General features: G+C 35.5%; 23 protein-coding genes and 1 other RNA gene. 6 read left to right on the top strand and 18 right to left on the bottom strand.

Going from position 1 to position 25,078, the window contains the following annotated elements; genetic code table 11:
- Window positions 1-3 precede the first annotated feature (3 nt).
- From arsA to ABC346_RS09895, 5 genes are all read right to left on the bottom strand, one after another.
- Complete coding sequence (gene arsA, locus ABC346_RS09915; protein WP_413234698.1) at window positions 4-1,776, bottom strand: arsenical pump-driving ATPase; 1,773 nt, start codon at window positions 1,774-1,776, stop codon at window positions 4-6.
- 13 nt (window positions 1,777-1,789) lie between these two features.
- Window positions 1,790-2,146, bottom strand: a complete 357-nt coding sequence (gene arsD, locus ABC346_RS09910; RefSeq protein ID WP_413234697.1) for an arsenite efflux transporter metallochaperone ArsD — start codon at window positions 2,144-2,146, stop codon at window positions 1,790-1,792.
- Between the two features lie 93 nt (window positions 2,147-2,239).
- Window positions 2,240-2,659, bottom strand: coding sequence for an arsenate reductase (thioredoxin) (gene arsC, locus ABC346_RS09905; RefSeq protein WP_413234696.1), 420 nt, complete (start codon window positions 2,657-2,659; stop codon window positions 2,240-2,242).
- 15 nt (window positions 2,660-2,674) lie between these two features.
- Window positions 2,675-3,973: an arsenic transporter gene (locus ABC346_RS09900; protein WP_413234695.1), complete on the bottom strand. Its 1,299-nt coding sequence runs from the start codon at window positions 3,971-3,973 to the stop codon at window positions 2,675-2,677.
- 15 nt (window positions 3,974-3,988) lie between these two features.
- Window positions 3,989-4,333, bottom strand: coding sequence for an ArsR/SmtB family transcription factor (locus tag ABC346_RS09895; protein WP_060681928.1), 345 nt, complete (start codon window positions 4,331-4,333; stop codon window positions 3,989-3,991).
- 437 nt (window positions 4,334-4,770) lie between these two features.
- On the opposite strand from ABC346_RS09895, the gene ABC346_RS09890 reads away from it, so the two are divergent.
- From ABC346_RS09890 to ABC346_RS09875, 4 genes are all read left to right on the top strand, one after another.
- Window positions 4,771-5,091: an ArsR/SmtB family transcription factor gene (locus ABC346_RS09890; protein ID WP_060681927.1), complete on the top strand. Its 321-nt coding sequence runs from the start codon at window positions 4,771-4,773 to the stop codon at window positions 5,089-5,091.
- 88 nt (window positions 5,092-5,179) lie between these two features.
- Window positions 5,180-6,064 (top strand): permease, encoded by an 885-nt coding sequence (locus tag ABC346_RS09885; RefSeq protein WP_071649284.1) that lies wholly within the window; start codon window positions 5,180-5,182, stop codon window positions 6,062-6,064.
- 64 nt (window positions 6,065-6,128) lie between these two features.
- Window positions 6,129-6,281, top strand: coding sequence for a hypothetical protein (locus ABC346_RS09880; protein WP_155555331.1), 153 nt, complete (start codon window positions 6,129-6,131; stop codon window positions 6,279-6,281).
- A gap of 619 nt (window positions 6,282-6,900) precedes the next feature.
- On the top strand, window positions 6,901-7,869 hold the full coding sequence (locus ABC346_RS09875; RefSeq protein WP_413234694.1) for an arsenic resistance protein: 969 nt from the start codon (window positions 6,901-6,903) through the stop codon (window positions 7,867-7,869).
- A gap of 595 nt (window positions 7,870-8,464) precedes the next feature.
- Here the strand turns inward: ABC346_RS09875 and ssrA are convergent.
- The 6 genes from ssrA to secG form a co-directional block, all read right to left on the bottom strand.
- Window positions 8,465-8,828, bottom strand: a transfer-messenger RNA (tmRNA) gene (gene ssrA, locus ABC346_RS09870).
- A gap of 107 nt (window positions 8,829-8,935) precedes the next feature.
- Window positions 8,936-9,403: an SsrA-binding protein SmpB gene (smpB, locus tag ABC346_RS09865; protein ID WP_011066817.1), complete on the bottom strand. Its 468-nt coding sequence runs from the start codon at window positions 9,401-9,403 to the stop codon at window positions 8,936-8,938.
- Between the two features lie 181 nt (window positions 9,404-9,584).
- A complete protein-coding gene (gene zupT, locus ABC346_RS09860) occupies window positions 9,585-10,391 on the bottom strand; it encodes a zinc transporter ZupT (RefSeq protein WP_011066818.1) in 807 nt (268 codons plus the stop codon).
- Window positions 10,392-10,578: 187 nt separating this feature from the next.
- Window positions 10,579-12,795 carry a ribonuclease R gene (rnr, locus tag ABC346_RS09855; protein WP_413234693.1) on the bottom strand — a complete coding sequence of 739 codons (2,217 nt, stop codon included), beginning with the start codon at window positions 12,793-12,795 and terminating at the stop codon, window positions 10,579-10,581.
- Between the two features lie 37 nt (window positions 12,796-12,832).
- Window positions 12,833-13,573 (bottom strand): alpha/beta hydrolase, encoded by a 741-nt coding sequence (locus ABC346_RS09850; protein WP_413234692.1) that lies wholly within the window; start codon window positions 13,571-13,573, stop codon window positions 12,833-12,835.
- A gap of 105 nt (window positions 13,574-13,678) precedes the next feature.
- Entirely contained in the window at window positions 13,679-13,912 is a 234-nt protein-coding gene (gene secG, locus ABC346_RS09845) for a preprotein translocase subunit SecG (protein ID WP_011066821.1), read from the bottom strand.
- Window positions 13,913-14,100: 188 nt separating this feature from the next.
- Here secG and ABC346_RS09840 point away from each other — a divergent pair, with 188 nt between their 5' ends.
- Window positions 14,101-15,006: an alpha/beta fold hydrolase gene (locus ABC346_RS09840; protein ID WP_413234691.1), complete on the top strand. Its 906-nt coding sequence runs from the start codon at window positions 14,101-14,103 to the stop codon at window positions 15,004-15,006.
- Window positions 15,007-15,096: 90 nt separating this feature from the next.
- Window positions 15,097-16,812 (top strand): phosphoenolpyruvate--protein phosphotransferase, encoded by a 1,716-nt coding sequence (gene ptsP, locus ABC346_RS09835; protein WP_413234690.1) that lies wholly within the window; start codon window positions 15,097-15,099, stop codon window positions 16,810-16,812.
- Between the two features lie 47 nt (window positions 16,813-16,859).
- Here ptsP and ABC346_RS09830 read toward each other — a convergent pair whose 3' ends face one another.
- From ABC346_RS09830 to ABC346_RS09800, 7 genes are all read right to left on the bottom strand, one after another.
- The gene (locus tag ABC346_RS09830) at window positions 16,860-17,837 is read right to left on the bottom strand and encodes a nucleoside hydrolase (RefSeq protein WP_413234689.1); all 978 of its coding nucleotides are present in this window, start codon (window positions 17,835-17,837) and stop codon (window positions 16,860-16,862) included.
- A 126-nt stretch (window positions 17,838-17,963) separates the two neighbouring features.
- Window positions 17,964-19,253: a phosphopyruvate hydratase gene (eno, locus tag ABC346_RS09825; RefSeq protein WP_413234688.1), complete on the bottom strand. Its 1,290-nt coding sequence runs from the start codon at window positions 19,251-19,253 to the stop codon at window positions 17,964-17,966.
- Window positions 19,254-19,276: 23 nt separating this feature from the next.
- Window positions 19,277-20,815 carry a 2,3-bisphosphoglycerate-independent phosphoglycerate mutase gene (gene gpmI / locus ABC346_RS09820; RefSeq protein ID WP_413234687.1) on the bottom strand — a complete coding sequence of 513 codons (1,539 nt, stop codon included), beginning with the start codon at window positions 20,813-20,815 and terminating at the stop codon, window positions 19,277-19,279.
- Entirely contained in the window at window positions 20,812-21,570 is a 759-nt protein-coding gene (tpiA, locus tag ABC346_RS09815) for a triose-phosphate isomerase (protein WP_413234686.1), read from the bottom strand. The genes gpmI and tpiA overlap by 4 nt, the downstream gene beginning before the upstream one ends.
- Before the next feature lie 27 nt (window positions 21,571-21,597).
- Window positions 21,598-22,779, bottom strand: coding sequence for a phosphoglycerate kinase (locus ABC346_RS09810; RefSeq protein WP_011066828.1), 1,182 nt, complete (start codon window positions 22,777-22,779; stop codon window positions 21,598-21,600).
- A 183-nt stretch (window positions 22,780-22,962) separates the two neighbouring features.
- A complete protein-coding gene (gap, locus tag ABC346_RS09805; RefSeq protein WP_413234685.1) occupies window positions 22,963-23,970 on the bottom strand; it encodes a type I glyceraldehyde-3-phosphate dehydrogenase in 1,008 nt (335 codons plus the stop codon).
- A gap of 45 nt (window positions 23,971-24,015) precedes the next feature.
- Entirely contained in the window at window positions 24,016-25,035 is a 1,020-nt protein-coding gene (locus ABC346_RS09800) for a sugar-binding transcriptional regulator (protein ID WP_413234684.1), read from the bottom strand.
- Window positions 25,036-25,078: the final 43 nt, after the last annotated feature.

The following is a 25,078-nucleotide window of genomic DNA, read 5'->3' as shown; positions in this document are numbered from 1 at the left end:
TTTTTAAAGTTGAACAAATTCCTTCAATTGGTCATAGCCTATTTTTACTTCCTTCATCCAAGGGATTAACGCACTATTATCAGCTAATTCTTCTTGTACTTTCTTAATCCATTGCCTTTCCGATGCTGCACGTGCTTTTAATACTTTATCTGTTGTTCCTGTTGCATATAAACTTCGATTGATGACCCACCATTTTGGAGTTATCTCTGCTCGCTTTAAGTCATCCTGCAAGCGTGTTGCCTCAAAAACAGGAGTTGCTTCTGGCAATGTAACAACGACTACCCCTGTCTCTTCTGGGTTACGCAGTCTTGGCAATAACTTTTTCACACTTTCTGGAATTTCACCAGTAGAACGGCTCATTTCCTTGTGATAAGCCTCCGATGAATCAAGTAAAAGCAACGTATGCCCGGTTGGTGCAGTATCGATAACAACAATTTCTTGTTCAGACCTTTCTACTACATCGGCAAAAGCACGGAACACCGCAATCTCTTCCGTACATGGAGACTCAAGGTCTTCCTGTAAGTAGGCAAGTTCGTCATCATTCAATTCACCAGCATTAGTGATTACTTCTTTTTTGTAGGCTTCCACTTCTACTTCTGGGTTAATACTGCTGATGGATAGATTCTCATTAACAGTACCGTTTTGGAACATATAATCCAGATGTGCTGCTGGGTCAGTTGTTGTTAAATGAACTTTATGCCCTTTTTCCGTCAATCCAACTGCAATTGCTGCAGCAACAGATGTTTTTCCAACTCCACCTTTACCCATTGTAAAAATAACACGAGTATTTTTAGATGAAAAATCATCAATTACATCCTTTAGTTCAGAAAGTGGTGCAAATTCAGTACCCTGATCGTCCTCCTTGAATTTAACTAAAGGAGCATCACTCACAATCTGACGAAGGCGATCAATACCAGTTAACGAATACGATACAAAAGGTAATGAGAAGGTTTGAATCTTTTTCAATTCCTCTGGTGTTTTCGTCAATGCTTCATGCTGCCCTTCGTAAAAAGCAGTAGATACCTCATCATTTTTTTCATAAGACTGCAATAACCCATTTATGATAAGCATTTGTTTTTGGATGCCAATGTCTCCAAGTTCTAATGATGCACGGTTCGCTTCAATCAGGGTGGATTCCTCTGGTCTGGCAACTAAAATTATTGTTGTTTTGTCACCATCAGAAAGGGATTCAACTGCTTTTTGATACATAGCCTTCTTATCACCAAGGCCTGATAATGGTCCCAAACAAGAAGCCCCATGTGTTGCTTCCTCCAAATAACCAGACCATGCTGTCGGCAGAGATAATAAACGAAGCGTATGGCCCGTTGGAGCTGTATCAAATAAAACATGGTCGTATTCGCTAAATATCCCATCATCTGTTAATAAATGAGAGAATTCATCGAATGCAGCAATTTCTACGGTACACGCTCCAGAAAGCTGTTCTTCCATCTGATTGACTACCGATTCAGGAAGTTTATCTCTATATGGGCCAACTGTCTTTTCTCGATATGCTCTTGAAGCTTCTTCTGGATCAATATTACTGACAAATAAGTTTTTCACACTTGGAATTTCAACAGGTTCACGAGATAACTCGATTTCAAATACGTCCTGCAAATTAGAAGCAGGATCCGTGCTGACAAGCAAAACCTTTTTTCCTTGATCAGCAAGTGCAACTGCTGTTGCACATGCTACAGATGTTTTTCCAACTCCACCTTTGCCAGTGAAAAATAGATAAGGTGTTTCAACATGCTGTTTCGGATTATAAAGTGTATACATTTTAAGATCTCCTTTAGTCGAGTTTTACGGAAACACGTACACGAGGTTTCTGAGCCAATTCCTTTGCACGTACTTCCAACCATTCCGCAAATTCTTCATTGGTTGGATATTCACCCACTTTAACTACTTCCCCATCTAAAAGTGTGACCGGAAGTGCATCTGCTCCTTTTTCTTGAAGAACCTGATTAACCGTTTCATTTTCAGCAAAAGCAGCAGGTTCATTAGCTAAATTAAATCGCTTAATGTCTACATCTTTCTGTCCCAGTGAATAAACGGCTGAAGCTACCCTTGTTAAATTTGGGTCAACACTTGGTCCGCAAACACCTGTTGAACAGCACATAGCTGGGTCAAAGATTTCTACTTTTTTCATACGTTATACCCTCCAATTATTTGTATATAACTATATACTTATATGTTAACAGATAGTTAAGCCTTGAGGATATTCTCATGGCTTAACTTCTTGTTATTCTCCCGTTTCAGCAAAACGTTTGATTCGTTCACCAATTTCATCACGAACACGCTGAAATACTTTCCACACTTCCTCTTCTGTACCTTCTGCTTTAGCTGGATCATCAAAGCCCCAATGTTCTCTTTTTACATGCGGTGGCGTCATTGGGCAACGATCTTTTGCATCACCACATAAGGTTACTGCAATTGTTGCGTTGTCTAAAAATTCTTTGTCAATGGTTTCCGATTTTTGGTCAGAAATATCAATTCCAACTTCCTTCATTGCTTTAACAGCATTTGGTTTTAGTCCATGTGCTTCAATACCTGCACTTCTTACTTCCCACTCATCTCCAAGATACTTTTTTGCCCAGCCTTCTGCCATTTGACTTCGACATGAATTTCCTGTGCATAAGAAATAAATAGTTTTTTTAGCCATATAAATACTCCTTTATCAAAATATAGTTAATGTTAAATATAGACCTAGTAACGTGATAAATAGGATTGGTATTGTTAAAATAATACCCGTCTTGAAATATGTTCCCCAAGAAATCTTAATTCCTTTTTGTGAAAGAACATGAAGCCATACTAATGTTGCCAAAGAACCAATTGGTGTGATTTTTGGACCTAAGTCTGATCCAACAACGTTTGCATAAACAAGTGCTTCTCTTAATACGCCAGTAGTATTTGTTTCCGCAATTGCTAGGGCGTCAATCATTACTGTTGGCATATTATTCATAATGGATGATAGAAAAGCAGCAATGAACCCCATTCCAACAGTAGCAATAAATAAGCCTTCTTCGGCAACCATTTGAATGACACTTGCTAGAGCAGTGGTGAGTCCCGCATTTCCTAATCCATATACCACGACATACATTCCGATGGAAAAGAACACAATATCCCACGGCGCACCCTTAATAGCTTTTTTTGTATTTACTGCAGAACTTTGTCTACCCATAATTATGAAGAAGATAGCAATGGTTCCTGCAATAACGGAAACAGGTATATTGATAAATTCGCTGGTAAAGTATCCAATTACTAATAAGCCAAGGACATACCAAGATAGACGAAACATTTTATGATCTTTAATAGCATTTCTAGGTTCGGTTAATTTAGAAACATCATACGACCTTGGAATACTTTTTCTAAAATAAATCAGTAACACGGAAATGGTTGCAACTAATGAAAATAAATTTGGAATAATCATTCGTGAAGCATATTCAACAAATCCGATACCAAAGAAGTCTGCAGACACAATATTTACTAAGTTACTTACAATGAATGGCAATGATGTTGTATCAGCGATAAACCCACTTGCCATAATAAACGGAAAAATCATTTTTTCTTTAAAATTTAAATTACGTACCATAGCAAGTACGATTGGTGTAAGAATTAACGCTGCACCATCATTCGCAAACAAGGCAGCAACAATCGCACCTAATATACTGATATAGATAAACATTTTTATTCCATTACCCTTTGCAAAACGGGCCATATGTAAGGCAGCCCATTCGAACAATCCAATTTCATCCAAAATTAAAGAAATAAGAATGATTGCTACGAATGCCAATGTGGCGTTCCAAACGATTTGTGTTACTTCGATTACATCACTAAACCCTACGACTCCTACAATTAGAGCTATAACTGCTCCTCCCATTGCAGACCAACCAATATTTAAACCTTTTGGTTGCCAAATGACTAGGACGAGGGTTGCTACAAATATGAGTATTGCGAGTATAAGCGTTGATGACAATGTTTTTACCTCCAATTAACAACAAGTAATTCGTGTACCCTTTTCTTCCAACTCTTTTAGTTTATCTTCTTGACTTGGCAATTGATCCAGAATCGGTTTGATGAATGAATAATACTCATTATTTTTATTTACCGAGTAGAAAATCCATTGTCCTTTCCTTTCTTCCACTACCAGTCCTAAATCTTTAAGCTTACGCAAGTGTTGACTAACAGCTGGCTGACTGAACTGAAATATTTCTACAAATTCACATACACAACAAGCGTGATTATCCATTAATTTCATCATCGTTAGACGTGTCTTGTCACCAAGCAGTTTTAAAATGTTCGCAGCTTTGTCTATTTCAAAAGATTTTTGCAGCATCTATATCCCTCCTTATTATTATTTATTATGAAAATAGTATATAACTATTTGCTTATATGTTCAATGGATTAACCTACAGAAACATGAAATTTTAAGAAATCATTTTATTTTATTCCCTACTACTACTATTCTTTAGGTTAGAATCCTTATATGCATGTATTAATTATTGGATTTTTAACTTCATATTTAATTTGATGCGTTTTCTAACTTTTCCCCACCGTTCCTGTAATCCAGCAGGCTTTTCTAAAATCCTAGTGTTGAAAACAAAGCCAATTTTATAGTCCTTTTCGAACAACTCTCATGCGGAACATCGTGTTAAAAGGGAGTTATGGGGAATTCAGCAAATAAATTTGACTAAAAAGGTTGCAATTTAATTTTATGGATAATATACTGTTGATAAATCAAAAAAAATTGATGTATTAGTTGGAGGTGAAATAATGGAATTAATTAAAAAAGTAAATGAATTAGGCGAAGATGAGGCACTTGATTTTTATGAAAATATGTTTAATGCTTTAGCTGATAAAATAAGATTAAAAATTATAAATGAAATTAGTAAAAGTCCAAATAAATCTTTGTGTGTCTGTGATTTAGAAGAAAAATTAGAGTTAAAGCAATCAAAACTATCTTATCACTTAAAGAAATTAGTAAAAGCCAATATACTTATACCCGAAAAACATGGTACATGGAACTATTATAAAATTAATGAAGAACAAATACAGGTTGTCTTATCTGAAGATACTTGTTGTAAAATTTTCTAACAGGTATCTTAGTTATTTATTATATAAATAAACTTTTTTTGATTTATATATCAAAAAAAGTTGATTTAAAGGTGAAGGAGTTATACTTATGACAGATTCAATTTTAGAATTTATAAAAACCTTTTTCATGCTATTTTTTGAATTGCTTGCCTTATTTATTGTAGTGAGTTTTATTGTGAGTTTAATTCAACAAGTAGTATCAGAGGTAAAAATTAAAAAATTTTTAAGTCGTCCAAACAAAGCTGTTAATTATTTACTTGGTACATTATTTGGTGCAATTACACCATTTTGCTCCTGTTCAACAATACCTGTGCTAGCAGGATTATTAAATGCCAAAGTACCATTTGGACCTTCAATGAGTTTTTTAATTGCTTCACCATTAATGAATCCGCTTATTATTTTCATGCTTTGGGTACTTTTAGGTTGGAAAATTGCACTATTATATTTTATCGTGCTAGGTGTTTTTAGTATTTTAGTAGGGTTTGTATTCTCGAAACTTAATTTAGTAGGGACGTATAAAGGTGTAACTGTTAAAGGTGATGGCTTTTTCAGTAATAAACAAGGGTCCAGAGTTAAGCAAGCTTTAAATGATGCATGGGCATTTCTTTATCCAATGCTTCCTTACTTATTCATAGGGGTCTTTATTGGTGCATTTATTTATGGATTTGTTCCGGCAGAGTTTATTACAAAATATGCAAGTGGTGACGGCATTTTCTCTGTAATGATTGCTTCGGTCATTGGTATTCCAATGTATATTAGACCTGAAACAATGTTACCTATTGCAGAAGCACTTGTTTCAAAAGGTATGTCAATGGGTACTGTAATTGCTTTAGTTATTGGTGGTGCAGGTGCAAGTATTCCAGAAGTAGTTATGTTGTCTAAACTATTTAAGAAGAAATTTTTAGTTGCATTTATTTCAGCTATTTTAATTGTGGCTATAAGTACAGGTCTTATTGTTAATTTAATTCTTTAGGTTTAAAGAGAAAATAGTTGTTGCGCTTGCATCATCAAATTATCCTTTTAAGGAGGTGATATTCATGGCAGAAAAAAAGTCTGGTCTTAAAAAGTTGTTCTCTAAACCCAATCAAGCTTGCTGCAGCGTTGAAATTGAAGAAGTCAAACCGACTGAAAACAACAGCTGTTGCGGATCCTCAAAGGAGAACACTAATAAGCAACGGAAAGAGGCTTAATAAGGAAGGTCAAAACTCGCAATTATTGCAAAAGGGCTTCGTTTAGAGGCCTTTTTGCTTTAATTACTCATAGAAAAGGATGATACCAATGATTGTCAATCATGCAAGTACATTGAGTAAAGAATACTTTAAATCGTAAATTCAACTTATTATAATACCAAACTGAATCAATATTGGAATCAGCCTGAATTTAATATTGAAATTTATTTAAAATAAGCGTTTGATCTATGATTAAAAAGCTATTGAATTCGTATTGAATAATGCCCTCTGTTTTCTCTATACTCTTACCTCCAATGTACAACTATTTAGCAGTAGATAAGAACTTTTTAACATGGAAGCCAACTCTTATAACTGTGGCTCTTAAATAAAGTTTGATTAAAAATATCCCAAACTCACTTTTTATGGTAATTCAAAGAACCAGTTTTGAAAAAAAGATTGATCAAAACTGGTTATCTCTTTGTGAGATGTTATACAACTTTTATAAAAAAGTGTGATCATTTTTCACTGCTAATCTTCCACAATCGCGCCGATTGTGGAATGGAAAGAATGCAATAGAAATGTAATTATACTATACTTACTAGTAATTGGATTATATAGTTTTAAGAAGGATTGAATTTTTATGGGGATATTAGATAAACTACAAACCTTTATTATATTATTTGCTGTTGGTTTAGGTCTCATATTAGGACAGGTAAACGTAATTGAACAATATGCGGAAAATCTCATTACACCCTTTCTATTGTTAATGCTATACGGATTGTTTTTAACTATTCCATTACAACAATTAAAAAGGGCTTTTTCAAATATTAAATTTCTAGGGTCCAGCACGATCATTAATTTTATCTGGACACCAACAATAGCTTGGGGTTTAGGTTCCGTTTTCTTATATGATTATCCTGCTTTATGGATTGGTTTTATCATGCTTATGGTGACACCTTGTACAGATTGGTATCTAGCGTTTACTGGTATAGCAAAAGGAAATGTGTCCCTTTCAACATCTGTTTTGCCGATTAATTTAATTTTGCAAGTCGTACTTTTGCCAGTATATTTGTTAATATTTGCTGGAACTATTGAATCGATACCCATGTCCACGCTTATAGAAAGTATAGTAATTGTATTAGTTATTCCATTTATACTTGCTCATCTTACACGATTCTTATTAAGAAAAAAATCTAATTTAAACAACAAGATTATTCTTTTTTTCGGCAATGCCCAAATTTTCTTTTTATCATTAGCTATTATGGCAATGTTTGCTTCCCAAGGTTCTTACTTACTTGAAAACCTAGAAGTCATTTACATTTTAATTATTCCAGTTTTATCATTCTTTGTTATTAACTATGTAGTAGGACGCTTTGTTGGAAGGTTTTTAAAGTTTTCCTATGAAGATACAGTTAGCTTAAATATGACAATTATTGCTAGGAATTCACCAGTGTCTTTGGCTATAGCTGTGACAGCATTCCCTGATCAACCTCTTATTGCTTTGGCTTTAGTTATTGGGCCGTTAATTGAATTACCTGTACTTGCCATAGTTTCGCAAGCTTTACTTTTCACAAGGAAAAAAAGTAAAAATAAAGACTATCCTATATAATCTAGGATAATCCTCCTTATTTTATTTAACAATCAGGCCGTTTGTTAGATTGTTCCAATCGGATAGATCAAGTAATGAATAAAATATATATTTTTGGAAATAATTAAGTATGTTAGAGCAACTTGTATTTCAGACATAAAAAAATGAGGGAGTGGATACTTCTTCATTTTTTTATGCAATCCCTCCCCTTAAAACGGATCAATTTTTTAATTTATCAAATACACTTTTCTTTACTAAAAATGATTTGATGATATCTTTTAAATGAAAACTATCTATTTTTCTCATTTAGAAGAAACGTAATATAAAATCCTACATTGATTCTTCAATACCATTCTTTTATACCACAACATTGAAAATTACCAATAAATATTTTTTGTGTCCATAATGAATTGAACCACAATAATAAGTGCAAAGTTATTTACAATTTCACTTTGAAAATTAATGATCGATATAAATGATGAATTCGTAATATATTAGCTATGAAAGTTGAGGAATCAAGCATAAAATTTCCTAAAATAAAATAAAGCATAAAGCTTCCAAACGGAAATTTTATGCTTTACGTCACAATGTAATTTCACACCAATATATTATGTATTGGTGGAGACGGAGGGAGTCGAACCCTCGTCCAAGGATATCGCCACTCAGGCTTCTACACGCGTAGTTGGTATATTATCATTCGCTCTCATGTTGGCCTACCAACAGGCTTTCATGGAGCTAGCCTGATTAGATTCATCTACAAATCCCCAGGCGGAGGATCGTAGCATAGCCCGCTTAATTTGAGACCCTTCAATCTGCCACACGGGCGATGCCAGGAAGGATCGTTTTAGGCTACTTACGCAGCTGCTAAAACAGGTTGATTAGTTTCTTTGCCAGTTATATTTAGGCATAACGTTTTACGAGCCGTAACCTCGACGTGCAACCTGAACTCAATCTATCCCTGTCGAATCCGTAACGTCCCCGTAAAAGAGAAACGCTCGGGAATGAGCTCATTTCTGTTATTTAATTCTATAACTTATTATAACAAAGCCACGCTAAAAATCAAGTGCTGGCAACATTTAACAACATCTTAACGCATATGATCTTTAATGGCACGATCTACATCTCTTTTCATTTGCTTCTGTTTTAAATCTTCTCGCTTATCATATTTCTTCTTCCCTTTTCCAAGACCGATTAATACTTTGGCAAATCCATTTTTTAAATAAATCTTTAACGGCACTAAAGCATATCCTTGTTGTTGGGTTAAACCAATTAATTTATCGATTTCCTTACGATGTAGTAATAATTTACGAGATCGCGTTGGATCATGATTATAACGATTTCCCTGTTCGTATTCTGCTATGTGCAAATTAATTAATTGCACTTCACCTTTTCGATCTATACGCGCATGTGAATCTTTAATGTTCACTCTACCATTACGAATTGATTTGATCTCAGTTCCATGAAGAACGATACCAGCTTCGTACGTATCCTCTATGAAATAATCATGGGAAGCTTTTTTATTTTGTGCAATTACTTTTCCATTTCCTTTTGGCATAACCGTTCCTCCTACTACTATGTGTTCAAAATCAAAATAAAAAGGATGTGAGTTCGACACAGATGTTATGAGATTGTAGACACTCTCAGCATCGATGCACCAATCATTTTATTAGTCATTTGAACAACGATAGACCTTATTTTATCAAAAAAATAAGTGTATTCCAACTGGAACACACCCATCATGCTAATAATAATAGACTGACTGCCATAAGTGCCATACCTGAAATCACACCATACATTGACATATGTGCTTCATCATACTTTCGAGCTGCAGGTAATAATTCATCCAACGATATAAATACCATTATACCAGCAACCATTGCAAATATAATTCCAAACATCAAATCATTTAAGAAAGGCATTAAGATAAGTATTGCAACTATCGCACCTAAAGGTTCGGCTAAACCAGATAAGAATGAATATTTAAAAGCTTTTTTTCGATCACCAGTTGCATAATAAATTGGAACAGAAACGGCAATTCCTTCAGGGATATTATGAATCGCTACTGCAATCGCAATCGCTAAACCAATAGAAGGATCATGTAATGTCGATACAAAAGTTGCAATCCCCTCTGGAAAATTATGAATGGCAAGCGCGAGAGCTGTAAAAAGGCCCATTTTCATTAAATCCGGATCTCGTAAAGGTTGATGTGGCTTCTTCATATCTTCTACTTTTTTCACTTCATGAGGATTTGTATATTTAGGAATAAATCGATCAATAAATCCAATTAATAACATTCCACCGAAAAAGGCTATAACTGTAAGCCAATATCCTTGTGTATCGCCTAGATATGCAGTTAGCGCATCTTTTGCTTTAAAAAAGATATCAACCATCGATACATAAATCATTACTCCCGCAGAAAGCCCTAAAGCAAAAGATAAAAATTTCGTGTTGGTGGTCTTTGCCATGAAAGCAATCAAACTCCCAACACCTGTTGCTAATCCTGCAAATAAGGTAAGCAGGAATGCCAATAACATGTTATCCATCTAACTCCCCCACATAGTTGTTCCAACTGTTTTGAATATAATTTTTTCATTCATTATATACTGAAAAAATTAATTAGTCATTATATAGTCTTCTTCACTTATATGTCATATGCCTATTTTATGTTACTCAGATAAGCTTATCCAAAAAACTACATGAATGATTTTGATCATTCATGTAGTTTTTAGTTTATCTTTTCTTTTTATTCTTTGGCTTTGTTTTTTTAGAAGACTGCACTACCTTTTTCCGTACTCGCTGTCTCTTTTTCTTTTTTGGAGTTGCTTTACCAGAAGAAACCAATTCAAAATCAACGGTATACTCATCTGTATTCACATGGACCACTTTAACATCTACTTCATCACCGACACGATAAATGTTTGCGGTACGCTCACCAATCAGCGCTTGACTACGTTCATCGAAGTGATAATAATCATCTGTTAGATAGCTGACATGAATAAGTCCTTCTACCGTGTTCTCCAATTCAACAAACATACCAAAATTGGTAACTGAACTAATTAATCCTGTAAACTCTTCGCCAATTTTGTCTTTTATATATTCTGCTTTTTTCATTTCATCTGTATCACGTTCCGCATCAACTGCTCTTCTCTCCCGCTCTGAAGTATGTCTAGCGATTTCAGGCATGCGGGATTTCCAATGTTTCAACGTTTTACTGTCCATTTTCTTCTCAATCAAGTAAGTTCGGATTAAACGATGTACAATTAAATCTGGATAACGTCTAATTGGAGAAGTGAAATGGGTATAGAAATCGGTCGCTAAACCAAAGTGTCCAATACTTTGAGGATCATATTTCGCTTGCTGCATAGAGCGTAGCATTAATTTCGATACAATCATCTCTTCTGGTTCCCCACGAATGGAATCAATAACTTTCTGTAACTCTTGAGGGTGGATATCTCCTGCTGTACCTTTCACAGAAATACCTAAGCCTGCTAAAAAGTCAAAGAATTTTTCTAATTTTCCTTCGTCAGGTTCTTCGTGAATACGATGGATAAATGGTACATCCATCCAATGGAAATGCTCTGCAATCGTTTCATTTGCAGCAAGCATAAATTCTTCAATAAGTCGTTCAGCAACAGAACGCTCTCTTATTGCGACATCAGTTGGTCTTCCCATGTCATCCACTAGAACTTGTGCTTCTTTGAAATCAAAATCAATCGCACCGCGACCAAATCGTTTTTCTCTTAAGATGGAAGCTAAATTCTCCATTTCTTCAAACATCGGAACAAGTGGTTCATACTTGTCTCGCAGTTCTTCATCTTGATCTACCAAGATTTTATTCACATCACTATATGTCATACGTTCAGTAGAATGAATCACACTTTGAAAGATTTCATGTTCAACTACCTGACCTTGATGATTAATTTCCATTTCACAACCAAGTGTTAATCGATCAACTTTTGGATTTAATGAACAAATTCCATTAGATAATCGATGAGGTATCATCGGGATAACTCGGTCAACTAAGTAGACACTTGTTCCTCTTTCAAGAGCTTCGCGATCAATAGGAGATTCCTCTTTTACATAATGACTTACATCGGCAATGTATACACCTAATTTATAATTTCCGTTAGATAATTTCTTAACGGTTACTGCGTCATCTAAGTCCTTTGCATCTGCACCATCAATCGTTACAATAGTTTCGTTACGAAGATCTCTTCTACCATTTATCTCGTCTGGATGAATCTCTTCTGGGGTCTGTTGAGCCTGTTCTAATACATCCTCTGGGAAATCAACTTGAATTCCATGTTTATGAATAATGGATAAAATATCAATACCCGGATCATTTTTATGGCCTAGAATATGGATAATTTCGCCTTCAGCACTATTTCGGCCCTCAGGATACTTGGAGATGCGGGCTATTACCTTATGCCCATGTACAGCTCCGTGCGTATTTGCCTTAGGGATAAAGATATCACTTGGTATCCGCTTATCATCAGCGATTACGAACCCAAACGAACGATTATCTTCATACGTACCAACTACTTGAATAACAGCTCTTTCTAAGATACGTATGACTTTCCCTTCTGGTCTCGCACCATCAGAATAAGGTTTTTCTAATCGAACCAATACTTTATCGCCATTCATTGCTGACCCCATATCATTTGCATGGATATATATATCTTTTGAATTTTCATCCTCAGCAATTAAAAATGCAAATCCCTTTGCATGCATTTGTATATTTCCTTTTACCAAATTCATTTTATCCGGTAGTCCAAATCGATTTTTTCTTGTTCGAACCAATTCCCCTTCAAGTTCTAATTCATTTAACGCCTTGACAAGATCTTTAAAATCATCTGCATTTTCAAGTTGGAATGCTTCTTCTAATTCCTGTACAGATAATGGTTTTGTTCCAGATTCTTTAAAATAATTTATTATTTTCTCTTTCATACTTTCACCTTCTTTCATAATATTCTTTTCCTGTTTGTTACCAATCTAAACTTTCTAGAAATTGATAAATATCCTCATGAAGCTGATCTTTTTCTTTGTCCATCGTAATAACATGACCAGACTCTTCATACCATTTCATATCTTTTTTGGAAGCTTCTACATTTTCATAAATATAATTGGCACTGTCGGTATTAATCATCTTGTCATTCTTAGCTTGTACCACAAATGTCGGAGTATAGATCATATCGATATTTGACTTTACTTCATTAATCGTTGTAGCTACACCCTTAAATAAGTCTTTAGATTGATCCATTAATTGATTTACTTCGTCTTCGATAACTTCTTTATCTTTTTTCTCCAGCTGTTTAAATTCTGTGGAAAATTGACGGAACCCCTTTGTCAATTCCTGTTCATTATCAAAAAACATAGGAGAACACATGGTTACAATACCTTTGATATTTTTGGAATAAGCTAATTTAAGTCCTAACACACCACCTAAAGAAAGGCCAGCAACTGCAATTTCTTTATAACCCAAATCTTGCAAGTGATAATATGCAGCTTCCACATCTGCCCACCATTGTTCAGGGTTACTTTTAATTAATTCTTCAGGAGGTTGTCCATGTCCTCTATAAATTGGGGCATGTGAAGTATACCCTTTTTTCTCCAAAAATCTACCTAGCATACGTACGTCTGCAGAATGACCGGTAAATCCATGTAGTAATAATACAGCTTTATCTCCTGCTTCAAATGTAAATGGCTCTGGTAATTTTATTTTCATTTCTCTATCTCCTTTTATCGTCTCTATTTACTTTACCCGTTCTTCAAGGATATACAACGTAAAAATAAAAAATCCTTACCACATAAGTGATAAGGAATCGCTTCTTTATTGTAAAACGTAGGCTGCTAAAAAAGCTAATACAAAGAATAGAACACCTGTTACAATAGTAGAACGATGTAATACTAAATCAATGCCTCTTGCTTTTTGCTTACCAAATAATTGTTCTGCTCCTCCGGAAACGGCTCCTGACAATCCAGCACTTTTTCCAGATTGTAATAAAACAAGTGTAATCATCACAATAACATCAATAACAAGCAATATATTTATCACAGTAATCATGTGTCCCCGACACCTCCTGTATCCGACAATACCTAACATATACTTTATCATATATTGGATTTATTTAGCAAGATGATTTTACAATATTGTTTTTAAAATAGTGATGATGTTCAAAGAATAAATTATTTTGCAATTATATTGATAGAACACTAAAATAAGTATATACAAATGAAAATAGGAGGAAATACATGGAACAATCCTATTATTTAACCATGCAAGACGGTACAAAACTATACGTGAAGCAATGGAATCCCACTATAAAACCAGTTGGAATTATCCAAATTGCACACGGGATGGCTGAACACATCTCCCGCTATCAATATTTTGCAGAATATTTTATTGATAAAGGGTTTGTTGTATTAGGCAATGATCATCGCGGTCATGGAAAAACAGGTGAAAAACATGTTCAAGGTTTTTTTGCAGACGCAGATGGAAATGCAATCGTAGTCAAAGATTTGTATGAAGTAATGCAGGTGACAAAGAATCAATATCCTTCTCTTCCTTATTTTTTTGTTGGACATAGTATGGGTTCATTTTTAATGCGAAATTTTATTCAGAAATATAGTAATTGCATAGATGGATTAATATTAACCGGAACAGGTCATTATCCAAGATTAACAAGCTTCTCTGGACGAACTCTCGCCTCTTTGCTCCCACCACATGAAAAATCTAATTTAATGAATTATTTAGCTTTCGGTAATAGTAATAGAAGGATCCCATCGCCAGCACATAAATATAGTTGGTTAACTAGAGATCTTGAACAAGCAGAAGCTTATGAGAATGATCCCCAATCAGGTTTTATACCAACTGCTCGATTCTTTTACGATCTACTTGATAGTATTAATACCATGCTAGACCCAAAATTAAATCGTAATATTCGTAAGGATCTTCCGCTTTTATTATTGAGCGGGGATAGAGACCCTATTGGACAGCATGGAAAAGGTATTTGGAAAACGGCGAACTTATACGGTAAATTAGGGATGGAAAATATTACGATTAGCGTCTTTGAAGACGGGCGTCATGAACTATTAAATGATATTTGTAAGCATGAAGCGTTTACATTAATAAATAGTTGGTTAAAAGCATATCTATAGGGATTCTATTAGTTGCACCATATAGGAAAAATGATTTAAACTATACAAGAATACAAAATTCTACATAACCTTGATGAAAGGATGTTCAGCATGGCAAAGAATATCGAAGGAATTGCAGCTTCTTCTGGCATTGCAATTGCTAAGGCATACGAACTAAAAACTCCAGAACTATCATTCGAAAGAAGTAACATAGATGATCCAACTAGTGAAATTAATCGTCTTGACAAAGCTTTGGAGATTTCTAAACAAGAATTAGAAAAAATCAAAGCGCATACACTAAAAGAAATCGGCGAAGAGCATGCGGAAATATTCTCTGCTCATTTATTAGTTTTAAGTGATCCTGAATTGATAGGTCCAATGAAAGACAAGATTAATGAAGAAAAAATAAATGCTGAAGCTGCTTTAGATGAAGTAGCAACAATGTTTATTGAAATGTTTAAAGCAATGGATAATGAATACATGAGAGAACGCGCAGCCGATATACAGGATGTTACCAAGCGTGTGATGTCCCACCTATTAGGTGTAACATTCCCGGACCCTGCACTTATCGATGAGCAAGTAGTCGTTATTGCAGAAGATTTAACTCCATCTGATACTGCTCAATTGAATCGTGAATTTGTAAAAGGATTTGCAACTGATATCGGAGGTAGAACTTCTCATTCAGCAATCATGGCACGCTCTCTAGAGATACCTGCTGTGGTGGGTACAAAAAATATTACTTCATCTGTACAAAAAGATGATGTGATTATTGTAGATGGACTAGATGGCAATATCATTATTAATCCATCAGAAGAGGAAATACAAGCATATAAACAAAAACAAGCAGATTTCGCCAAAAAACAAGAAGAATGGGCAAAATTAAAAGATGAACCTAGCTTCACTAAGGATGGCGAACAGGTCGAGCTTGCTGCTAATATTGGTACTCCTGAAGATGTTGAAGGAGTATTAAACAATGGTGGAGAAGGTGTAGGATTATATCGAACAGAATTTTTATATATGGGTAAGTCTGAACTTCCTTCTGAAGACGAGCAATTCGACGCATACAAAACCGTTCTAGAGAAAATGAAGGGTAAACCCGTTGTAGTCCGTACTTTAGACGTAGGTGGGGACAAGGAAATAAGCTATTTAGATCTTCCAAAAGAGCTAAATCCATTTTTAGGTTATCGCGCAATACGTTTTTGCTTAGAAAATGAACATGTATTCCGTCCACAATTACGTGCATTACTTCGTGCTAGTGCTTACGGAAACTTAAAAATTATGTTTCCAATGATCGCTACGATTGAAGAATTTCGTCAAGCTAAAGCGCTATTAATGGAAGAAAAAGATTCCTTAAAGAATGATGGAATCGAAGTTTCAGATGATATTGAGGTTGGAATTATGGTAGAGATCCCTTCTACAGCTGTGATTGCTAAACAATTTGCAAAAGAAGTTGATTTCTTTAGTATTGGTACAAATGACTTGATTCAGTATACAATGGCTGCAGATCGTATGAATGAGCAAGTTTCTTATCTATATCAACCATATAACCCAGCCATTTTAAACTTAATTAATACAGTTATCGAGACAGCACATGCTGAAGATAAGTGGGTAGGCATGTGTGGAGAAATGGCAGGAGATTCAATTGCAATTCCTTTATTAGTAGGTCTTGGATTGGATGAGTTTAGTATGAGTGCAACTTCTATACTTCCTGCACGTACCCAATTACTAAGCTTGAATAAAAAAGAATTAGTGAAAGCAAAAGAACAATTCTTAGCAATGAGCACTTCAGAAGAAGTAGTAGCATTTGTTAAGGAAATAACGGAATAAAAGATTAACACTGATAGGTTCTCATCATACAAGTGAGAACCTATTTTTCATTTTTTATATAACGACCGATCAAATTGACCACCGGACATAACCGTCATAAAATCCAAAAAGAATTGCTGATATTCCATTTGAAAAGCTATTTGATGGTGATTCGTCTCCGTAATAGCATAATATCCATCTTCATAGGGGCGTATATCAGCAATACTTTGTCCCCTCTCTTCTCCAAACAATGATTGAACAATCATTATCGGTCTACTAAAAAATTGAAACATATTTTCATTTTTTATTGCCATTAATACCAATACATCATGCATCGGACTCCCTATAATTGAAGGGTCTCTTTTTTTGTAAAAACTGTAGTAATAATCAATCATTGGCTTTACAATAGATAGTTGTCCGACCTGGTCAATATAATCTACCATTTCGGGAGTAACTATTGCTTGATTTGTTACATTAAGTGGTAAGATAGTCAGGTTAGTCGCATAGCGCATGACTAATTGTGCGGCTACTGGATCACCGTGAAAATTAGCTTCAGCAACAGCTGTAATATTTCCCGGAACCCAAAATGCTCCCCCCATAATATAAATTCCTTTTACTTTTCTCATTAAATCTTCATATAATATAAATAATGTTGCTAAGTCGGTTAGCCTGCCGATATTAGCTATGTATATATCTTCATTTCTTTGTATTATATCGATTATCTGCAAAAAGTTTTCAACAACCTGAGCATCATTTACAGGAGGAATAACAGGACCCATGCCGTACTCACCGTGAATTTCGGATACTTCTTTTGGTTTTTCTCCTGTCATTGGACGCTGTGCTCCCAATATTAATGGTATCTGTAAGTCTTTATAATATAATAGTTCTTGTATGTAACTAATTGTGGTTATTGCTTTCTCGCGACTTATATTCCCATATGATGCAACTACACCAACAATTTCTATTTCATCATCTAACGAGGCATAAATAAGCGTAATAATATCATCAATACCGATATCTCCAAATAATAATACTTTCTTTATCATGATTACCCCCTTTATTTAACTTATGCTTAAAAATAGCAAACTTTCCAAAAGTAGAGCTGAAGTATATAAAAAAACTACAATCAGAGTAATAACTCTAATTGTAGTTTTTTACTAATATCAATATAATTATTTGTTAGCTAGGTTGTAGAAGGAAGCTAATCCACCGTACTCACCCATACCAGCTAGTTCATCTTCAATGCGAAGTAATTGGTTATATTTCGCAACTCGATCAGTACGAGATGGTGCGCCTGTTTTGATTTGCCCAGCGTTTGTTGCAACCGCAATATCAGCAATCGTAACATCTTCTGTTTCACCAGAACGGTGAGAGATAACAGCTGTATAACCAGCGCGTTTTGCCATTTCAATTGCTTCAAACGTTTCTGTTAGTGTACCGATTTGATTTACTTTAATTAAGATAGAGTTACCGATACCTTGTTCGATACCTTTAGAAAGCTTGTTAGTGTTTGTTACGAACAAGTCATCTCCAACTAATTGAACTTTATCACCAAGACGATCAGTTAGGATTTTGAAACCATCCCAATCATTTTCATCTAAACCATCTTCAATAGAGATGATTGGGTATTTAGAAATCATTTCTTCGTACCAGTCAACCATTTCTTCAGAAGAACGAACAACGCCCTCACCTTTAAGGTTATATTTCCCATCACTGTAGATTTCAGAAGCAGCTACATCCATAGCAAGTTTAACTTCTTCACCTGGCTTGTAACCTGCAGCTTCAATTGCTTCAACGATTGTTTGTAATGCTTCTTCATTAGAACCCAGGTTTGGCGCAAATCCACCTTCATCACCTACTGCAGTATTGTAACCTTTTGAGCTTAACACTTTTTTCAATGAATGGAAAATCTCTGCACCAGTGCGTAATGCTTCTTTAAATGTTGGAGCTCCAACAGGCATAATCATAAACTCTTGAATGTCCACGTTGTTATCCGCATGCTCCCCACCATTTAAAATGTTCATCATTGGCGTAGGTAGTGTTTTTGCGTTGAATCCACCTAAATAGTTGTATAATGGAACTTCTAAATAATTAGCTGCTGCATGTGCTGCTGCCATGGATACTCCAAGGATTGCGTTCGCACCTAATTTACCTTTGTTTTCAGTTCCATCTAAATCGATCATTAAAGCATCAATAATGTTTTGACGAGTAACATCAATGCCAATAAGTTCAGGAGCAATTAGATCATTTACATTTTCAACTGCTTTTTGAACTCCTTTACCTAAATAACGATCTTTGTCACCATCACGAAGTTCTACTGCTTCATACTCACCAGTTGATGCACCACTTGGTACGATTGCTGAACCAAATGCTCCTGACTCTGTGAAAATTTCAACTTCAATGGTTGGGTTACCTCTTGAATCTAAGACTTCTCTAGCATAAACATCTGTAATATATGGCATATTATTCTCTCCTTATTGTTTTATTATTTTTTTATAAGACTATTGCCAGTCATTTCTTTTGGTTTTTCAACATTTAATAAATCAAGCAGTGTTGGTGATAAATCTGCTAAAATTCCACCATCACGTAACTCAATATCATCTTTGGTTACAATAACAGGTACAGGGTTAGTTGTGTGAGCTGTCATTGGTTTATCTTCCAAAGTCATAACTTCATCAGAGTTGCCGTGATCTGCAGTTATTATGGCATGACCACCTAATTCAGTAATTTTATCAATTACCTTACCTAAACATTCATCCACTGCTTCAATAGCATCAATAGTTGGTTGTAATTTCCCTGAATGTCCAACCATATCTGGATTAGCAAAATTCAAGATAATCGCATTTTGCTCCCCTTTATCTAATTCCTTTAACAGTGCATCAGTAACTTCATATACACTCATTTCAGGTTTCAGATCATAGGTTGCTACTTTGGGTGAATCGATTAAAATCCTTTTTTCACCAGGGAATTCTTTTTCGCGTCCACCACTCATAAAGAAAGTAACGTGTGGATATTTCTCCGTTTCTGCAATACGTAATTGGTTCAAATTATTTTGTGCTAGAACCTCTCCAACAGTATTATCTAGATTCACTGGTTGATACGCAACATATCCATCTACTGTTTCACTAAAGTTTGTCAGCATTACAAAGTCTAGTTTTTTTGGAGCTTTATCGCCTCGCTCAAAGTCACGAAAATCCTCATTCGCAAATGTTCTAGAGATTTGTATCGCACGATCAGGACGGAAATTATAGAAGATAATAGAATCTTCATCCTTAATCGTAGCCACTGGTTCATCATTGTCATCTGTAATTACAGAAGGAATTACAAACTCATCATAAATTTCATTTGCATAGTTATCATCTACAACTTCTTGTGCATTTTTATATGATGGACCTTCACCGTATACCATTGCGTCATAACATTTCTTTACACGGTCCCAACGTTTGTCACGATCCATGGAATAGTATCGACCAGATATAGTAGCGAATTGACCAACACCAAGTTCATCCATCACATCTTGTGTTTCTTTGATATATTTGCTCGCTGTTTTCGGACCAACATCACGTCCGTCTAAGAAAGCATGTACAAATACATTTTCTAATTCATGTTTCTTCGCTAATCGAAGTAAAGCAAATAGATGATTAATATGACTATGCACACCACCGTCAGATAATAAACCAAATAAGTGAAGCGCTTTGTCATGTTTCTTTGCATGTTCTACAGATTTAATGAACGCATCAACCTCATAGAAATCACCTTCGTCAATAGACACATTTACACGAGTAAGGCTTTGATACACAATACGACCAGCACCAATGTTCAAATGACCAACTTCGGAATTCCCCATTTGCCCATCCGGTAATCCAACAGCCTTTCCAGAAGCCTCTAATTGATTATGAGCATATTGATTCCAAAAACGATCAAAATTAGGGGTGTTTGCTTGTTTGACTGCATTTCCTTTTACTTCATCACGAATAGCGAATCCATCAAGAATAATTAATGCAGCTAATTTATTCTGACTCATTTTGTACCTGCCTCCACTAGTTGTAGGAATGATTCAGGATCGAGACTTGCCCCACCAACTAATGCTCCGTCAATATCAGATTGAGCTAATAACTCATCCACATTGGCAGGTTTTACACTACCGCCATATTGAATAATTACTTTTTCAGCCACATCTGCTGACGTAACTTCAGCTACCACTTTGCGAATTTCAGTGCAAACTTCATTTGCTTGTTCACTTGTAGCTGTTTTTCCTGTACCGATTGCCCATACTGGTTCATAGGCAATAATAGTTTCAGCAACTTGTTCATTGGTAAGACCAGCAACTGCTTGCTTTACTTGTTCGCCAACAATGTTCATCGTTTCGTTTGCTTCACGTTGATCCAGTGTTTCTCCTACACAAACAATCGGAGTTAAATCATGAGCAAATGCTGCTTTCGTTTTCTTATTTACTAATTCGTTCGTTTCAGCAAATAGCTCTCTTCTTTCTGAGTGTCCAAGTACAACATGTGTTACACCTAGATCTTTCAACATCACAGGGCTAACCTCTCCAGTAAAAGCACCAGAATCTTCAAAATGCATGTTTTGCGCTGCTACTTTTACTTCTGATCCCTTCGCTTGCTCAACTAATTTTGACAGGAAAGGGAATGGAGCACACACAATTGCTTCTACGTCATTTCCTTTCGGAGCTTTTGGTACTACAGAATCCATAAATTCTCCTGCTTCAGATAGTACTTTATTCATTTTCCAGTTACCAGCTATCACTTTTTTACGCATCGAATCACCTCTGTTAGTTATTAATTATTATTTATCATTTAGAGCAGCTAATCCAGGAAGAACTTTTCCTTCCATGAATTCTAATGATGCTCCTCCACCTGTAGATACATGATCCATTTCTTCTGCAAGGCCGAACTTTTCAACAGCTGCCGCAGAATCGCCACCACCTATTATAGAGTAGCCTTCTGTAGATGCTAATGCTTCTGCTACAGCTTTTGTACCACCTGCGAATGCATTTAATTCAAATACTCCCATTGGTCCATTCCATATAACAAGTTTTGAATCTTTCACGATACTACTATATTTTTCTCTTGTCTTCGTGCCTATATCTAACGCTTCCCAGTCAGAAGGAATTTTATCTATATCTACAATTTTTGTATTAGCCTCTTCTGAGAAATCGTCGGCCACAATAGCATCGACCGGCAATACAAAGTTAACACCTTTTTCTTTCGCTTTGTTCATAAATTCTTTAGCCAAATCAATTTTATCTTCTTCTAGAAGTGATTTTCCAATCTCATGACCTTGTGCTTTGATGAACGTGTAAGCTAGACCGCCACCAATAATCAAATTATCTACTTTATCTAACAGATTATCGATCACACTAATTTTATCTTTTACTTTCGCTCCACCAACAATTGCTGTAAACGGTCGTTCCGGATTTTCTAGTGCGTTGCCTAGTGCTTCAATTTCTTTTTCCATTAATTTACCTGCTGCTGCTGGCAATTTTTCTGCTACGCCAGTTGTAGATGCATGTGCACGATGAGCAGCACCAAAAGCATCATTGACATAAAGGTCAGCCATGTTAGCGAATGCTTCCACTAATTCAGGATCATTTTTTTCTTCTCCAGCTTCAAAGCGAACGTTCTCTATTAAAAGAACTCCACCATTTTCTAGCTCACTGATAGCCTGATCAACTTCTTCACCATAAACTTGATCTGTTTTCAATACTTCTTTACCTAATAGATCACTAAGTCTATCAGCAACAGGGTCTAAACGTAGTTCTTCTACAACTGTTCCTTTAGGTCGTCCTAGATGACTAGCTAAAATCACTTTTGCACCTTGTGCTGTTAATTGCTCAATTGTAGGTAGTGCAGCGCGAATACGCGTATCATCTGTGATCTCACCATCTTTTAAAGGAACATTGAAGTCTACGCGTGTAAATACTCGTTTTCCTTCAACTTGTAGATCGTTGATTGTTTTTTTGTTCAAGATAATCCCTCCTAATACTGGATTATGTAATACATAATCATCCTTGACCAAGCAATATTATACCATGTAGCAGACATTTAAAAACAATACTGTTAAAACGGAAAATGGAGGAGGAAACCATTCCCTCCTCCAATATCCTTTCGTCCGGAGAGAACAAATTGTTTCTGCGAACGAATAATTCTATTAAAGTCCTTTGCTGTTCATAAAGATTGCTAAGTCGATACAACGAGCAGAATAACCCATTTCGTTGTCATACCAAGATACAACTTTTACCAAGTTATCTTCCATTACAATTGTAGACAATGCATCAAAGATAGAAGAGTGGTTGTTACCTACGATATCAGAAGATACAAGCGGTTCCTCTGTATACTCTAAAATACCTTTTAATGGACCTTCAGCTGCTTCTTTCATTGCATTGTTAACGTCTTCGATAGTAACGTTTTTATCTAACTCAGCAACTAAGTCTGTCAATGAACCATCTGGAGTTGGTACACGTACTGCATTACCATTTAATTTACCATTAAGTTCAGGTAATACGAGTCCAACTGCTTTTGCAGCTCCAGTTGAAGTTGGAATAATGTTTTCAGCTGCTGCACGAGCACGACGATAATCTTTGTGTGGTAAATCTAAGATTTGCTGATCATTTGTATAAGAGTGGATAGTAGTCATTAAACCACGCTTAATACCAAAGTTATCATTCAATACTTTCGCAAATGGTGCTAAACAGTTTGTAGTACAAGAAGCATTTGATACTACGTTGTGCTCACTTGGATCATATTGATCATCATTAACACCCATAACAATTGTTAAATCTTCACCTTTAGCTGGCGCAGAGATAATTACTTTTTTAGCTCCTGCTTGAATATGCTTCTCAGCATCTTCTTTATTAGTAAAGCGACCAGTAGATTCAATTACGATATCAACACCAAGGTCTCCCCAACCTAGATCAGCAGGGTCACGTTCTGATAATACTTTAATTTCTTTACCATCAATTACAAGGTTAGAACCATTTACAGTTACTTCTTCTTGTAATTTTCCGTGTACAGAATCATATTTTAATAAGTGTGCAAGCATGTTAGCATCTGTTAAGTCATTAATAGCAACAACTTCCACTTCATTATTTTTTAGAGACTGACGAAATACGTTACGTCCAATTCTACCAAAACCATTAATACCAATTTTTACTGCCATGTATAATTCCTCCTAGAATTTTTATTGAATTATATATTAAAGAGGCTACCCTCTTAATATCTCTTCTGCTGCACCTTGATCGGTGATCAAGATATTGCTTTTCGCCTGTTTAAAATACGAGACGATTGCCTTTGCTTTAGAACTACCACCAGCTACCGTTATGACTTGCTTCGAATCGTTAATATCTTGGAGTTGTATTCCTACCGTTTTGACTTTATAGATTACATTTCCATATTCGTCAAAATAATAGCCAAAAGCTTCACCTACCGCTTTCTTCTCTTTGAGTAATTGCATCACTTCTTTAGTAGATCGCCGACGCTCAGCCATTTTCAATGCATCTCCAACTCCATGTAAAACAATATTCGAAGACTTGATAACTTCTAATGCTTCCATCACATGTGGCTCTTTCATAATTGTTTCATATGTCGAATCACTTATTGGATCAGGTACATATAACATGCGGTAATCACCATCTGTTTTACGAGACATCTCAGATACAATTCTAGAAGCTTGATTCTCTACTTTTTCTCCTATACCACCACGGGCAGGAACAAAAAGTACTTTCTTATCTTTGGTTAAAGGAGTCATTGCATCAGCTACAGCAGCGATCGTGCTACCTCCTGTTACAGCAATCGTATTATTAGAAGTGAGTTTCTTACGTAAATACGATACAGTAGCTTTACCCATTTCTGTTTTAATAGAAGCACGCTGATCACTATCTCCGGGAACCACAATAACGGAATCTACTGATAATATTTCCTTTATTCTTTTTTCTAAAACATGGAGTCCACTTATTTCTCCAATCATTGCTGCTAATTGCTCCAGTACTACTTTGCCCTCTTTAGTAATAAACATTCCTTTTGTTGTAATTTCTACCAAACCTTGGGCATGTAAAAAATCGATTTCGCTACGTACATGTCTTTCTGTTAAATTCGTATTCTCTGCTAATCCGCGTCGACCTATAGGCTGTAATAGATCCACATTTTGAAGCAATGAATAGCGCTCTTTCATAACATGTACCAACTCTGGAACAAGCTTTTTCTGTAACTCAATGATGGATTCCATCAGCTTGCACTCCCTTCACCGGGATTGATTACGTCCCGCGTGG

This window comes from Oceanobacillus phoenicis, from assembly GCF_047238145.1.
Taxonomy (GTDB): domain Bacteria; phylum Bacillota; class Bacilli; order Bacillales; family Amphibacillaceae; genus Oceanobacillus.
This window is presented reverse-complemented; position numbering and strand designations above follow the sequence as displayed.